The organism is Nostoc sp. 'Peltigera membranacea cyanobiont' 213, assembly GCF_002245975.1.
Lineage (GTDB): Bacteria > Cyanobacteriota > Cyanobacteriia > Cyanobacteriales > Nostocaceae > Nostoc.
Genome location: NZ_NOLI01000014.1, coordinates 25,443 through 40,292, shown reverse-complemented (window position 1 = coordinate 40,292; position 14,850 = coordinate 25,443). Strand labels below are relative to the sequence as shown.

Here is a 14,850-nt window from a genome sequence, read left to right as displayed (position 1 = left end):
GGTAGGGGATGTTGTGCCCTAGCTTAACGTAACCCTTGAATTGATAACTCAGTTCTTGCCCGCGCTTCAAGAGAGCGATCTAGAAAAAGTTAAAGGGAACAACGAGAAGGGTTGAAATTCATCCCTTACCCTTTTCCCTTTAACCAAGAAGTATTGCCTTTAGTCCTATCGGTAAGTCAACATAGCAGATTTATCGCAGGTTGCAAGTAAGTGAGGTACAAAATGCACAACTCAAAATCAGATATAAAGCATAAAGATGCTTCTATCTCTTGCCTCCAGCCAGAACTGCCTCAAAACCCGTAGCTTTGTACTTCATGCAAGAAAAAACTGCCTTATGAGATTTGGCGGGATATTCTGGTGAATAGTTACTGTGAGATCGATCCACTGCCAACTGTTATTCTTGAGTCTGCTGTTCCAATTTCAGACTTTTCAGAATTTTCAACCTCAAGAGATCGGAGCAATTCTCGAATTACATCTGTTGCTGGCCTTCCTGTCAAAGCACAGTAGTTTTCAAGTTTCTTCATTTCTTCGGTTGTGAGATTTACTGTTAGTCGTTTAACAGCCCATTTTTTATTCATGATTCTCTTTTGTCTTTAATATGTTGCTTTGTGTCGAAATCACCAAGTCATTACGATTGCTCCCGCAGTGCATAACCTACACCACGGACTGTATGAATCAAACGCTTTTCATTATTCTCTTCCAATTTGAGTCGTAGATAACGAATATATACTTCAATGATATTAGAATCACCCATGAAATCGTAACCCCACACTTTCTCTAATATTTGATCTCTTGTAAACACCTGACGGGGATGTGAGAGAAGATATTCTAATAAATGAAACTCTTTTGCTGTTAACTCAATGCTTCGTTTTTCGCGAAAAACTTCACGAGTGCGGCGATTTAAGCTTAAATCTTCAAATTGCAACACATCCTCGTCTGTTTCTTGGGTGCGGCGCAGATGAGCGCGAATTCTAGCTAGTAATTCCTCAATACTAAAGGGCTTAACTACATAATCATCGGCTCCTGCGTCTAACCCGGCGACGCGATCGCTCACTTCATCTTTTGCTGTCAACAAAATCACTGGTACTGTACTACCCGTTGCTCGCAAACGGCGACAAATTTCTAAACCCGTTAGTCCTGGTAGCATCCAATCCAAAATCGCTAAATCTGGCGATGAGTCTCGTGCCAAGGTTAAACCGGCAATACCATCATGGGCTACACTTACTTGGTATCCTTCGCTACTTAGTTCTAATTCGACAAATCGTGCCAGTTTGACTTCATCTTCTACCAAAAGGATATGTACTGTCATAAGTTTGTGTATTGGTTTATGGTGCAATTCTGAACTACCCACACTTCCCTAATCAGATAGAACTGCTATATGTAGGTAGACTGATTGTAAACGTACTCCCTTCGCCTAACTTTGATTGCACGCTGACACTACCTCCCATACCTTCTACAAGTGTCTTGACAATAGATAAACCCAAACCACAACCCCCAGTAGTGTGAGAGCGGGATTCATCTACGCGGTAAAATCTCTCAAATATCCGTGCTTGCTGTTGCAAAGGAATACCATGACCTTTGTCACAAACCTCAATAATTGCCTTATCTTGAAGTTGATTCAATTTGAAAACTATAGGTGTATCAGCTTCAGAATATTGAATAGCATTATCCATCAAATTTAATAAGACTTGTTTGAGACGGCTATAGTCTGCTTTCACCTCAATTCGGTCAACTTCGGAATCGATTTTGATTATGCGATCGCTATACTTTTCTGCCATCATCACCACTTCTTCAACCAAGTCATTTAGCACATAACATTTCATTTGAAAATATAAGTAACCATTATCGGCTCGTGCTAAATCAAGTAAGTCTTGTAGCAGACGGATGGTGCGTTCTGCTTCCGATGCAGCAGTTTCTAAAGCTTCTTGTTGGGTTTGGGTTAAGTTATTTTGCCTTCGCAAGACGCTTTGCAAGTAACCATGTACAATAGTTAAAGGTGTGCGTAATTCATGAGAAACATTACTCACAAATTCTCGTTCTTGCTGCCAAGATTGGGATAAGCGAGATAAGAGCATGGTTAAAGTTTGAGCTAATTCTTTAACTTCGCTCGGTGCATTATCAAGATATAGCTGTGCTTGTCCTAAATCATCAGCCGAAATCACAGAAGCCATTTGATTTAGCTGGCGTAGAGGTTGCAGAGAACGTTTAATATAAAATGCGATCGCAGCAGTTAAAATAATAATTGCTAAAAAACTAATAATAACTAAACTCTGCACCATTACCACAAACATTCTCTGTTCGTGGGTAATATCCTTGACTACAAATAACTCACCCAGTAACTTACCCTGCACTTGTACAGAACTACCACATAAAACAAAATAGCTTTGGTTTATTTGATAAACTTGTGGTTTAATCGGCATCTTAGTCAGGGACATTAACTCAGCTACCGTAGTATCAGACAATAAATTTAAAGTAGCCGATTTAACTAAAATTTTATTATCGGGACTTTTTAGCCATAATAATGTGTTTGTATTTGCCAAATTATTGATGGCCTTTTGTAATGCAGTCTCAGGCTGCATCATTTCACTATAAATTTGCACATCTTGCGGTAAACGCTTGGCAATTTCTTCTATACCATACTTATGACTATCAACTAAGATTTGCTGCATTTTCCAACTAGTCCATGTAGCAAAGCTACCTAATACCAAAGCCGAAAATGCAGCGATACCAATTGTGAGGCGTGACTGTAATGAAAATGGGTCTATATTTATTATCCAAAGTTTTCTGGTTTGCTTCACTGTGATAGTTACATTTTAGGTATTGAATCAGGCTACATCATTAAAATCAGAATGCTAAATATAAAGTTACTATTAACTGCTACATCTTTAGTCATAGCTGACTTAAACTTACCTCTGTTGCATACCTACAGTGAAAAGTACAGCTATTCCAAAAAGATTTTGAAAGATTTTTATTTAATCGATCTCTCAACTCGGGAAATTCTTGTCTAATAATAAATTAAGGTAATTTACTATGAATTAAATTAATTTCAGATGAGAATTACCTTAATTTTTCTACTTTTGTATTCTTGTTTGAATACAATGACTGAAAATAGCTCTTGCTGTTGAATTCAGATATTGTCGGATAGACCCCATCTTCGGCAGGTGCGATCGTAAATGCTGCACTTTAGAAGCATGACAGTATTTTCTTTGTGCCCTTTGCGTCCTTTGCGGTTCGTTCCTCATATATTTAGGCGCACCTTCATACAGAAATGGTATGAGTCTGCACTATACATTTCGTGTACTTTGTCAATATTTGAACCAAGTAGATTGTAAAAAATACTTAACGAAGTCTGTTGTCCATAGTTATGCAAATAGAAAAGAAACTTAACACACTCTTTTGCACACGTGTGCAAAAATAAATCCATAGCAACTTTTGCACACCTGTGCATAAAGTCCCAAAGTCCGATTTAAAAAATTAATATCGACGGGTAAAAACCTATGTCTCAAACTGTAAGGAATTCCATCGAACAAACTCAATACAATCCCTTGCATTCGCTAGAAGAGTGGGAAAAAGATTTACTCAATCGCTATCCCGATCCAGACAGCATAGTTAAAGAAGGTAAAACCACTGAAGCGTACAGAAATTACGAAACACTGACCAGAGACACAGTGAAAGAATTTTATCGCTTAAATCATATTAATCAAACATATAATTTTGTCCTTGAGAAACAAAAGAATTTTCTCAAGTTTGATAAAAAAGAAATGTCCGTTTGGGATGCGGTTGAATTTTTGAATCAATTAGTAGATGATTCAGATCCTGATACAGACATGGATCAGTTACAGCACTTATTGCAAACATCAGAAGCCATTCGCGCCGATGGTCATCCTGACTGGATGGTACTTACTGGCTTCTTTCACGATATGGGGAAGGTGCTTTGCCTATTTGGTGAGCCTCAATGGGCTACTGTTGGTGATACTTATCCTGTGGGTTGTGCATTCTCTGATAAAATTGTTTTCTCGGAATTTTTCAAAGAAAACCCCGATTACAATAATCCCAATTACAACACTACTTATGGTATTTACGAACCGAATTGTGGATTGAGTAATGTATGCATGTCATGGGGTCATGATGAGTATTTCTATCAGATGATGAAAAACTATTTACCTGAACCTGCATTGTACATGCTTCGCTACCACTCATTTTATCCTCAACACCGGGAAAACGCATATAACCATTTGATGGATAAACACGACACAGAAATGTTTAAATGGGTGAATTTATTCAATCCTTATGATTTGTATTCAAAAAACCCTATTCCTCCTGATTGGCAAAAATTAAGACCATACTATGAAGATTTAGTGGCTAAATATTTACCAGCGACGTTAAAGTTTTAAACTGATAACACTCGATAACTGGCTATTGCTGTGCGAGAAAAACACCCTATTTATCTATAAGATGTTAACAGCAGTCAATCAACCTTAGATTTGAGATTAACCTTATGCCTAAAGGTATTTCTTCTGAGCAAGGGATTTGATGGTTTTCGATAGTGGCTCTAAAACTAGGTTTAAACTTGGGATTTTGAATCCTTCAACTTCATTACCCAAAATCTAAAATTAGTCATCCTCTCATCTCCAGGCTGCATTATGATGCTTGGATATATAAATGTTAAGTTTTTTGAATTATCCCTAAGCTCAAAAATACTTAATATTTACAAATGCTATGATTCCGAGAGTTTTGACTAAAGGGAGATTAAAAATGTTTTTTTACTTTGTAAAGTTCGATAAAGAAAATTCATTCTTTTACTAATGGGGGATAAGATCGTAAAATGATTCAGGTATAAGTTCGCACTTTTAAGAATATCATTTTTCTAGAGTTTTACTGAAAAAGTGGTTTGATTGTAGGCACATTAAAAAACCATTTTTACAACAACACATTAATGTGATTCCCTGACGTTAAGTAGCCGTAAAAAAATTGTTTTAAAATAAAACATTTAGTTTAGGGAAGTGAGTATTAGCAACTTAAACCACATCAGTTTCCAAGACGTTTAAGAAAAGTTGATATTGACAAGGCTAGCAGTCTCACTAGGTTAGGTCTGAATTTATTAGACCTAGTTGATATTGTGATAGCCTCGCATTTTTAGATTCTGCTGACCTTTCTCAAATTTAAATCCGTTGTTAGAAATAGACGAATATGAAGAGAATTTTGCTCATAGTTGGCATACTAGGTTTCACTGTTGTTAGCTGCACAAATAGCACTCCAAATGATAATTCTGCTACTAATACTGGTACTAACACTGCTACCAACACTAGCTTAGAGACTAAAGAAAATAGTCCAAATAGAAAATTGCAAACAATTGGTGTCGCCTTGGGTGACTTGGGAAACCCTTTTTATAATGCAGTGCAGAAGGGAGCGGAGATAGAAGCTAAGAGAATTGGGGATAATATCAGGGTTAATGCAGTTTCCAGTGGCTTCGATCTGAACCAACAAAGCAACCAAATTGAAAATTTTACTGCTGCGAATACTGATTTAATTATCCTCAGTGCTGTTGACAAAAAAGGAGTTAAACCAGTAATCGAGCGAGCAAGGCTTGCAGGTAAGGTTGTGATTGCCGTAGATTCAGCCGTTGATGCAGATGTAGATGCAATGATTAGCTCCAACAATACCCAAGCTGGAGAGGTTGCTTGTCAATATATTGCCGATCGCATCAAAGGTCAAGGTAGTGTAGTCATTCTCAACGGTACGCCGATGGATTCAATCAATCAGCGAGTCAGTGGCTGCGAGAAGTCATTAGCCAAATACCCTAATATCAAACTCATCTCTAAAGACCAAAACGCTGAAGGGACAAGGGATGGAGGATTGAGAGTGATGAGTGATTTGCTTACAACCTTTCCCAAAATAGATGCCGTTTTTGCCACCAACGATCAAAGCGGTGTGGGTGCAGACTTAGCCGCTAGACAAGCAAAACGCAAAGAATTTTTTATTGTTGGGGTTGATGGTTCGCCAGATGCAACCAAAGCAATGGAAGACAAAGATGGTGTATTTGCTGCAACTGCGGCGCAAAATCCCGCAGGGATGGCCGAAAAAGCGGTTCAGATTGGCAACGATATCATCCAGGGTAAAAAACCTGAGTCACCGGACATTCTGATTCCAGTCAACTTGGTTACTAGAGATAACCTCAGCAGCTACAAAGGCTGGTAAGTAAGAAAAATTTAATTAACTTTAGGGAATAGATAACTATGAAAAGGATTGCGATCGCAGCTAGCATATTAGGTATCATCGGTGGTGGCATTGTCGGCTGTACAAATGCCTCTCCCGATAACAACACTGCTACTAATACTGAGACAAAACCTGCTACCAATACTAGTGCTGAGACTAAAGTCGCCACTGGCAATTCCAAATTACGATCTGTTGCCTTCACCGTTGGCGATTTAAGTAACCCTTTCTTTGTCCTCATGGGACAAGCAACTGAGGCAGAAGCGAAGAAAATTGGTGGTAAAGATGTCAATGTTACTGTGGTTTCTAGTGCTTACGATTTGAATCAACAAGCCAATCAAATTGAAAATTTTACTGCTTCCAATACTGACATTATTATCGTCAATGCTGCTGATAAAAGTGGCATTAAACCAGCAATTGAAAAAGCGAAACAAGCAGGTAGAATTGTCATTGCTGTAGATACAGGTGCTGAAGGAGGTGTGGATGCCACCATCACTACTAATAATGTTCAAGCTGGAGAAGTAAGTTGTAAATATATTGCCGATCGCCTCAAAGGTAAAGGCAATGTAGTAATAGTTAACGGGCCGCCAGTAGACTCGGTGATTCAGCGAGTTAGTGGCTGCGAGAATGTTTTGTCCAAATATCCCGATATCAAAATCCTCTCCAAAAACCAGAATGCAGAGGGTAGTCGGGATGGAGGACTGAGAGTTATGACTGATTTACTCACAACCTTCCCGAAAATTGATGCAGTTTTTGCCATCAACGATCCGAGCGGAGTTGGTGCAGAACTAGCAGCAAACCAAGCACAACGTAAAGATTTCTTTATTGTCGGGGTTGATGGTGCGCCAGAAGCAATCACTGCGATCGCAGCTAAAGACAGTTTATATGCTGCAACCGCTACTCAAAATCCGCGAGGAATGGCCGAAAAAGCAGTTCAGGTTGGAAACGACATTTTAAATGGGAAAAAACCTAGCAATCCTACCATTTTAATTCCAGTCAAGCTGATCACAAAAGATAATGTCAGCACAGAAAAAGGGTGGAAATAATAATAATTGTAACCTGACAGTTATTAAAAATTATGTCAATTTTAATTGAGTCTTTTGATGCATTGACATAGTTTTTGCACATCCCCATGATGTATATATATGCATTTGTAGAAAATTCTGAATGTTGGAAGACGACATTCAGAATTTTCCAAGATAGCAATCTGTTTTAAAAATCTGATTTTGTGATAATTTTAATTTCACATCAGCGATGAATTTATAAATTTCAATTGCGACTTTTAAATTCTTTTTACAGGAGATTTTCATGACAACAAGTATTGAAACCTCATTTCCTGATGCACCAACCACCACCCCTGTATTAGAAATGCAAGGGATTACCAAAAGATTTCATGGTGTATCTGCACTCCAAAATGTTAATCTCACCATTTATCCGGGAGAAGTTCACGCCCTCATGGGTGAAAATGGAGCAGGTAAAAGCACATTGATGAAAATCCTGGCTGGGGCTTACATTGCCGATGAAGGAGAAATTCGCATCAATGGCGAACCTCTGAAAATTACCGATCCAGCGACAGCACGTAAGGCGGGTATTAATCTTATTTATCAAGAACTGAACGTTGCACCTAATTTAACCGTTACCGAAAATATGTTTATGGGTAGCGAGTTGCGGCGAGGTCAGTTTTTAGACCGCAAAGCGATGCAACTGGAAGCAGAGCAAGTTTTAGATAGCTTGGGAGCGAATTTTACAGCCCAGACGATAGTTGGTACTTTATCCATCGCAGAACAGCAGCAAGTCGAAATTGCTAGGGCGCTGAAAGACAAAAGCCGTGTTTTGGTGATGGATGAGCCAACAGCAGCATTATCTGACCGCGAGAGCGACCATTTATTTGAGGTAATTCGCAAACTGCGGCGTGATGGCATTGCGATTATTTACATCAGCCATCGGATGGAAGAAATTTATGCCTTAGCTGACAGGATTAGCGTACTGCGCGATGGTCAATATATTGGTAGTTTGACACGCAGTGAAATTTCTCCACAGCGATTGGTGCAAATGATGGTCGGTCGCTCCATGCAAGACTTTTACGAACATCAACGGCAAATGAATCCTGGCCCGGTGGTGCTGTCAGTCAGAAATATGAGTGATGCTCGTCAGAAGATTGAGCCGGCTAGTTTTGAACTTCATGCGGGGGAAATTCTCGGTTTAGCGGGGCTGGTTGGTGCAGGACGTACAGAACTATCCCGACTGATTTTTGGTGCTGACCGGAAAGCCAGTGGTGAAGTATTTTTAAATGGCAAAAAACTGGAAATTAATTCGCCCAGTGATGCGATCGCAGCCGGAATTGGCTACGTCCCAGAAGACCGCAAAGACCAAGGTTTATTTCTGGAAATGAGCGCCCGGAAGAATATTGCCATCAACACACTCAAGCAGGATGCCAAAGGTGGAATTGTTAACTGGCCTTCAGTGAATCGGCTGTCAACAGAAGCGGTAGAAAACTTCAATATCCGCCTAGCCAATTTGGAAATTAGAGCGCTGGATCTTTCTGGTGGGAATCAACAGAAGCTACTATTAGCGCGTTGGTTAGCCATTAAACCCAGAGTCTTAATGTTAGATGAGCCAACACGCGGCGTAGATATTGGTGCCAAAAGCGAAATTTACCGAATTATGAGCGAATTAGCAGCGCAAGGTGTTGCTATTTTAATGGTTTCCAGCGAACTATCGGAGATTGTCGGCATGAGCGATCGCGTCTTGGTGATGCGAGAGGGACAACTAGTAGGCGAACTGGATGGCAGTCTTGGCAACGAAATCACCCAAGAAAAGATTATGCATTATGCAACTGGAGCATCGGAGGTATCAGCATTATGAGTCAGACAGTCAGACCGCCTATCAATAAATCAGCCAACAATCCCGCAGCCCGCAACCGGAAATCAATCAGCACTCTTCTGGAAGTTGCGGGTATTCTGCCAATCTTAGTAATTATCTGCATCTTATTTGCATTCCTTTCCCCCAACTTCCTCACCGGCGGTAACATCATTAATATCTTGCGTCAGGCATCAATTAATATTGTGCTGGCGACAGGAATGACCTTTGTAATTCTCACCGGAGGTATTGACCTATCGGTTGGGTCAATCTTAGCTGTTTCTGCCGTCGTTGGACTCCTAGTATCGCTACTGCCGGCTTTAAGTTGGGCGGCTGTACCTGCTGCATTGCTAGCAGGATTACTTTTAGGCTTAGTTAACGGCGCTCTCATCACCTTCTTGGATGTGCCACCTTTTATTGTCACATTAGGTTCACTTACAGCCTTGCGGGGTGTGGCCTTCTTGATTGCCAAGGGGACAACGCTGATTAACCGAGACATCAACTTTGCTTGGGTGGGTAATAGTTATGTCGGCCCTCTGCCGTGGCTAGTAATCATTGCACTACTGACTGTAATCGCTAGCTGGTTTGTGCTACGACAAACTGTTTTAGGAGTGCAGATATATGCCGTAGGTGGTAACGAACGGGCAGCCAGATTAACAGGGATTAAAGTTAATCGCGTGTTGCTATTTGTCTATGGTATTAGCGGATTACTGGCAGGCTTAGGAGGAATCATGAGCGCCAGCCGTCTTTATAGTGCCAGTGGCATATTAGGGCAAGGTTATGAATTAGATGCGATCGCAGCTGTTATTCTTGGTGGAACAAGTTTTACAGGTGGTATTGGCACCATTGGCGGCACTCTTCTAGGTGCATTAATTATTGCTATTCTCAACAACGGTTTAACTCTGTTGAACCTATCTTACTTCTGGCAACTAGTCGTCAAAGGACTAGTAATTATTTTGGCAGTAATGATTGACCGACTCCGCAGACGTTCTAGACGATGAAGCAGGGGGGAGGGGGAGAAATCAATTAAAAATTAAAAATTAAAAATTAAAGAATTCCTGCCTCCTCTTTCCCAATGCCCAATGCCCAATTCCCCATTCCCAATCCCCAACCAATATATATGACATCTACTACTACTCGTCGTAAATCCAACACGTTTTATGTCATTTTGATTGCTGGCGCTGCTGCCCTTGGCGGCTTTCTGTTCGGTTTTGATACTGCTGTAATCAACGGTGCGGTTTTATCTCTAGCAAAAGCTTTTAACACCAGTAGTTGGGTGACAGGGCTGGCAGTGTCCCTAGCATTACTGGGGTCTGCCGCAGGAGCCTTCTTTGCCGGACAAATTGCAGACCGCTATGGTCGAGTTAACGCAATGGTGGTCGCTTCGGGGCTGTTTACTATCAGTGCCATTGGCTCCGGGTTTGCCTTCACTATCTGGGATTTTATCTTTTGGCGGGTATTGGGTGGCATTGGAATCGGTGTTGCTAGCGTTATCGCGCCAGCTTACATTGCCGAATGTTCTCCTACCCATTTGCGAGGAAGATTAGGATCTCTGCAACAATTAGCGATCGTAGTGGGAATTTTCGTTGCCTTATTGAGCGATTACTTTATCGCTGTATCAGCAGGTTCAGCAGACTCGCCGTTTTTGTTTGGAGTTGCAGCTTGGCGCTGGATGTTTTGGACAGCAGTTCCACCAGCTATATTCTACGGGATGATGGCTTTAACAATTCCTGAATCCCCCCGTTACTTAGTTGCCAAAGGACGAGAGCCAGAAGCTGTTAACGTTCTAACTAAGATTTTGGGGGGTGACGTGCTGCCAAAAATTGAAGAAATTCGGCAGACAGTATTTCGTGAACGCCAGCCTAAATTTTCTGACTTGTTGAGTAGAAGTGGTGGACTTCTCCCAATTGTTTGGGTAGGAATCGGCTTATCTGTATTACAGCAATTTGTTGGAATTAATGTAATCTTCTACTACAGCAGCGTTTTGTGGCGGGCAGTCGGATTTTCCGAACAAAGTTCCTTAAGCATCACGGTGATTACAGGAGCCGTCAATATTATTACAACATTAATTGCGATCGCCTTCGTGGATAAATTTGGTCGCAAGCCTTTGCTGATAGTAGGGTCAATTGGTATGACCTTTACGTTGGGAACGATGGCTTATATTTTTGGCAACGCTCCCATAGATGCTGCTGGAAACCCCACCCTCGCCGGAAGCGCTGGAACTATGGCTCTGATTGCAGCCAATCTTTATGTATTTTGCTTCGGTTTTTCATGGGGGCCAGTGGTTTGGGTGTTATTGGGAGAAATGTTTAATAACAAAATTCGAGCGGCTGCACTTTCAATTGCTGCTGCAATCCAATGGGTTGCGAATTTCCTTATTTCCACAACATTTCCTCCCATACTGCAATATTTCGGTCTAGGTTCTGCATACGGACTTTATACAATTGCGGCGGCTACCTCATTCTTTTTCATTCTCTTTTTTATTAAGGAAACCAAAGGAATTGAGTTAGAAGATATGTAATTTGTATCCACCTAATACCTCTGTGGCGTAAGTTGTAATTCTGAATTGAATCATGATTAAAAAACCGCAGAGACGCTGAGGGCGCAGAGGAAGAGGAAAGAAAATAATTCCGATACAAACGGATTTGATATCAAATCAGACAAGATTGCTATAAATCTTGTGGGGTGGGCATCTTGCCCGCCCTAATTATGCAAACTTTATGTAGAGCATCTGACAACAACAAAATATAAGCTTTCGCTTCAGTCAATCAGTAAAAAGATGGAAACTCTCAATACGGCTCTTTGTTCTTATGGTTTGTCTGGTAGGGTATTTCATGCGCCGTTCATTGATTTACATCCCGGTTTTCAATTAGCAGGCTCCTGGGAAAGAAGCAAAAAACTGATACAGGAAGATTATCCGGGAGCAAAAAGCTATCCTTCTTTAGAAGCATTGCTGACCGACGATGGAGTAATGTTGGTGGTAGTAAATACACCAACTTATACACACTACGACTATACTAAACAGGCTTTATTAGCAGGCAAACATGTAGTGGTAGAAAAAGCATTTACTACTACAGTGAAAGAAGCAGAACAACTGCATGAATTGGCATTAAAACAGGGAAAGAAATTATCTGTATATCAAAATCGCAGGTGGGATAGTGATTTTAAAACAGTAAACAAAGTTATTCAAGAAGGCTTGCTGGGTGATATTGTTGAAGCAGAATTTCAATTTCAAAAATATAAACCAACCCTCAGCCATAAACAACACGTAGAAGCTCCAAGTCCAGGTGCAGGAATATTAAACAATTTAGGGCCGCACTTAATAGACCAAGCTTTGCATTTATTTGGGGTACCTGATGCTATTTTTGCAGATATCCGAATTACAAGAGTGCGATCGCAGGTAGATGATTATTTCGAGTTAATACTCTACTACGACAAACTGCGCGTCAAATTAAAAGCAGGTTTTCTAGTGCGTGAGCCTACACCTGCCTATATCATACATGGTACAAAGGGTTCTTTTCTCAAAAGCAGAGCCGATGCCCAAGAAGAGTATTTAGTAGCAGGTATCAAGCCTAATACACTTGATTGGTATACAGAGCCAGAAAGTGAATATGGCTTGCTGCATACAGAAAAAGACACAAAAGTAATTCGGGAAAAAGTAAAAAGCTCACAGGGCAGTTATTTAGGCTATTACGACGCGGTATATAAATCTATTGTTGATAATCAGCCAATTGCTGTTACTGCCGAAGACGGAATTAATGTCATGCGGATTATAGAAGCGGCTATTAAAAGCAGCAATGAGCAAAAAGTTATAGCGTTGCTTTAATTAAGCTAAAACTGAAACTCAAAATATGTAACTTTAATGCTGATTAACTCACAACCTGCAAGCTTTGGTTTGAGTGTAATCTCTTGAGTTACAAAGTCAGAATTTAACCAATTTCAAGAAAATAAGTCAATGTTAAAAATCCTTTCCTATAGCTTTTTTATCCTATTTTTGGCAGTTCCAGCAGTTTGGGCAACACCTCCAGAAGATGATTCTAATGCAGCAGATGCTAATAGGAATTTGCAGGGACAAGTAAATTCTGTTTCCCAGTTTTCTGATGTACAACCAACCGATTGGGCGTTTGGTGCATTGCAATCGCTGGTGGAACGCTACGGCTGTATTGCAGGTTATCCCAATTCTACCTATCGCGGGAACCGTGCCTTAACCCGTTATGAATTTGCCGCAGGTTTAAATGCTTGTTTGGATCGGATTAATGAGTTAATTGCCACAGCTACTAGCGATTTAGTTAATAAGCAAGATTTGGCAGTGATGCAAAAGTTGCAGCAAGACTTTGCCACAGAACTGACAACTCTGCGCGGACGAGTAGATACCGTAGAGGCACATACAGCAACATTGGAGGTGCAGCAGTTTTCCACAACTACTAGGTTGAATGCTCAAATTATTACCGCTATTAGTGATACCTTTGGTGATAGAGTCGGTGGCGATCGCGATGAATCCAATCTCTACTTTTCAAATCGGGGTCGTCTCAACTTTGAGAGCAGTTTCACTGGCAAAGATTTATTGCGAGTCCGGCTAGAGTTTGGTAACTTTGGAAATTCTACTAATGGTGCAAGCCAAATTGCCGCAGCTACAGGCACAGGCATGACACGCCTGAACTTCGATTATGACAGCAACGGCACGCTTTTTGTTCCCCACATTCGATACTACTTCCCAGTCAGTGATTCTCTTAACTTCGTTGTTGGTCCCACAGGCATTGGTTACACCGATATTTCAACTACTGTCACTCCCCCCACAATCGCTGACGACGGCAATGGGGTTCCCTCACTATTTGGGTCATACAGTCCCTTATTCCGGCGAGGTGGCGGGGGTGCAGCCGCTAACTTGAATATTACCAAAGACTTGGTTCTCACCTTGGGCTATTTAGCAAGCACTCCCAATACGCCATCGGGGAGCAACGGCTTGTTTGATGGCGGCTACAATGCCCTGGCGCACTTAGCCTATTACGGTAAGGAAGGAGCTATTGGTGTTGCCTATTCTCATGGCTATAGCCCTGGTGGAGTAGTCGATCTCGCCGCCGGGACGGGTAGCACCCTGTCAAACGCTCCCTTTGGCAACAATATTGCTACTTCCAACGAGATTGTCGGCGCACAGGGATTCTATCGCTTCTCTCCGAATTTCCAAATCCACGGGTGGGGTGGATATATTTGGGCAAATGCCAAGAGTTCTGGTTTGAGTGATATTTCTAATGGTAGGGGTGGAACAGATTCTCTATTTGTGAACAGTGGTGACAATGCCAATGTCTGGTTTGGGGCGATTGGTATGTCCTTTCCTGATGTGGGGGGTAAGGGTAACTTGCCAGGAATTCTCTTTGGTATACCACCACGTGTCTCTAACAGTGATGTCCGTCAAGACCGAGACACCGCTTACCATATCGAAGCCTTCTATCGCTACCGTCTAAACGATAATATCTCTGTGACTCCTGGTTTTTGGGTGATTCTCAACCCGGAAAACGACAGTAGAAATGATACGCAGTATGTAGGTGTGCTTCGTACAACCTTCGATTTTTAATCTAAGTCAATATATTACAGACCCTGGATAGTTTCTAAATCTTTTTTATAGTCTATTGGAAAAACATCATCAATCTTTTGGATGAATTGAGCAATTGCTAATTCAAATTTTAAGTTTTGAAACTAACAATTTTAGGACTTATACCATTTCTGTATGAAGGTGCGCCGAACTATATGAGGAACGAACCGCAAAGGGTGTAAGTCCTA

At 41.0% G+C, this 14,850-nt stretch carries 11 protein-coding genes; 8 read left to right on the top strand and 3 right to left on the bottom strand.

The window, feature by feature from the left end:
* Nucleotides 1-365 precede the first annotated feature (365 nt).
* From CDG77_RS06565 to CDG77_RS06555, 3 genes are read right to left on the bottom strand one after another with little or no spacing between them, the layout of a single operon-like run.
* Nucleotides 366-578, bottom strand: coding sequence for a CopG family transcriptional regulator (locus CDG77_RS06565; RefSeq protein ID WP_094328597.1), 213 nt, complete (start codon nt 576-578; stop codon nt 366-368).
* A 50-nt stretch (nt 579-628) separates the two neighbouring features.
* Complete coding sequence (locus CDG77_RS06560; RefSeq protein ID WP_094328596.1) at nt 629-1,309, bottom strand: response regulator transcription factor; 681 nt, start codon at nt 1,307-1,309, stop codon at nt 629-631.
* 52 nt (nt 1,310-1,361) lie between these two features.
* Nucleotides 1,362-2,798 (bottom strand): sensor histidine kinase, encoded by a 1,437-nt coding sequence (locus CDG77_RS06555; protein ID WP_094328595.1) that lies wholly within the window; start codon nt 2,796-2,798, stop codon nt 1,362-1,364.
* Nucleotides 2,799-3,497: 699 nt separating this feature from the next.
* Between CDG77_RS06555 and CDG77_RS06550 the strand changes: the two genes are divergently transcribed.
* From CDG77_RS06550 to CDG77_RS06515, 8 genes are all read left to right on the top strand, one after another.
* Nucleotides 3,498-4,394 (top strand): inositol oxygenase family protein, encoded by an 897-nt coding sequence (locus CDG77_RS06550; RefSeq protein WP_094328594.1) that lies wholly within the window; start codon nt 3,498-3,500, stop codon nt 4,392-4,394.
* A gap of 796 nt (nt 4,395-5,190) precedes the next feature.
* Nucleotides 5,191-6,198 carry an ABC transporter substrate-binding protein gene (locus CDG77_RS06545; protein WP_094328593.1) on the top strand — a complete coding sequence of 336 codons (1,008 nt, stop codon included), beginning with the start codon at nt 5,191-5,193 and terminating at the stop codon, nt 6,196-6,198.
* A 38-nt stretch (nt 6,199-6,236) separates the two neighbouring features.
* On the top strand, nt 6,237-7,259 hold the full coding sequence (locus tag CDG77_RS06540; RefSeq protein ID WP_094328592.1) for an ABC transporter substrate-binding protein: 1,023 nt from the start codon (nt 6,237-6,239) through the stop codon (nt 7,257-7,259).
* Nucleotides 7,260-7,521: 262 nt separating this feature from the next.
* The gene (locus CDG77_RS06535) at nt 7,522-9,078 is read left to right on the top strand and encodes a sugar ABC transporter ATP-binding protein (protein WP_094328591.1); all 1,557 of its coding nucleotides are present in this window, start codon (nt 7,522-7,524) and stop codon (nt 9,076-9,078) included.
* Nucleotides 9,075-10,073, top strand: a complete 999-nt coding sequence (locus CDG77_RS06530) for an ABC transporter permease subunit (RefSeq protein WP_094328590.1) — start codon at nt 9,075-9,077, stop codon at nt 10,071-10,073. Before CDG77_RS06535 ends, CDG77_RS06530 begins: the two co-directional genes overlap by 4 nt.
* 74 nt (nt 10,074-10,147) lie before the next feature.
* Nucleotides 10,148-11,593 carry a sugar porter family MFS transporter gene (locus CDG77_RS06525; RefSeq protein ID WP_223269721.1) on the top strand — a complete coding sequence of 482 codons (1,446 nt, stop codon included), beginning with the start codon at nt 10,148-10,150 and terminating at the stop codon, nt 11,591-11,593.
* Between the two features lie 258 nt (nt 11,594-11,851).
* Nucleotides 11,852-12,898: a Gfo/Idh/MocA family oxidoreductase gene (locus tag CDG77_RS06520; protein WP_094328589.1), complete on the top strand. Its 1,047-nt coding sequence runs from the start codon at nt 11,852-11,854 to the stop codon at nt 12,896-12,898.
* Nucleotides 12,899-13,027: 129 nt separating this feature from the next.
* Nucleotides 13,028-14,644, top strand: coding sequence for an iron uptake porin (locus CDG77_RS06515; protein WP_094328588.1), 1,617 nt, complete (start codon nt 13,028-13,030; stop codon nt 14,642-14,644).
* Nucleotides 14,645-14,850: the final 206 nt, after the last annotated feature.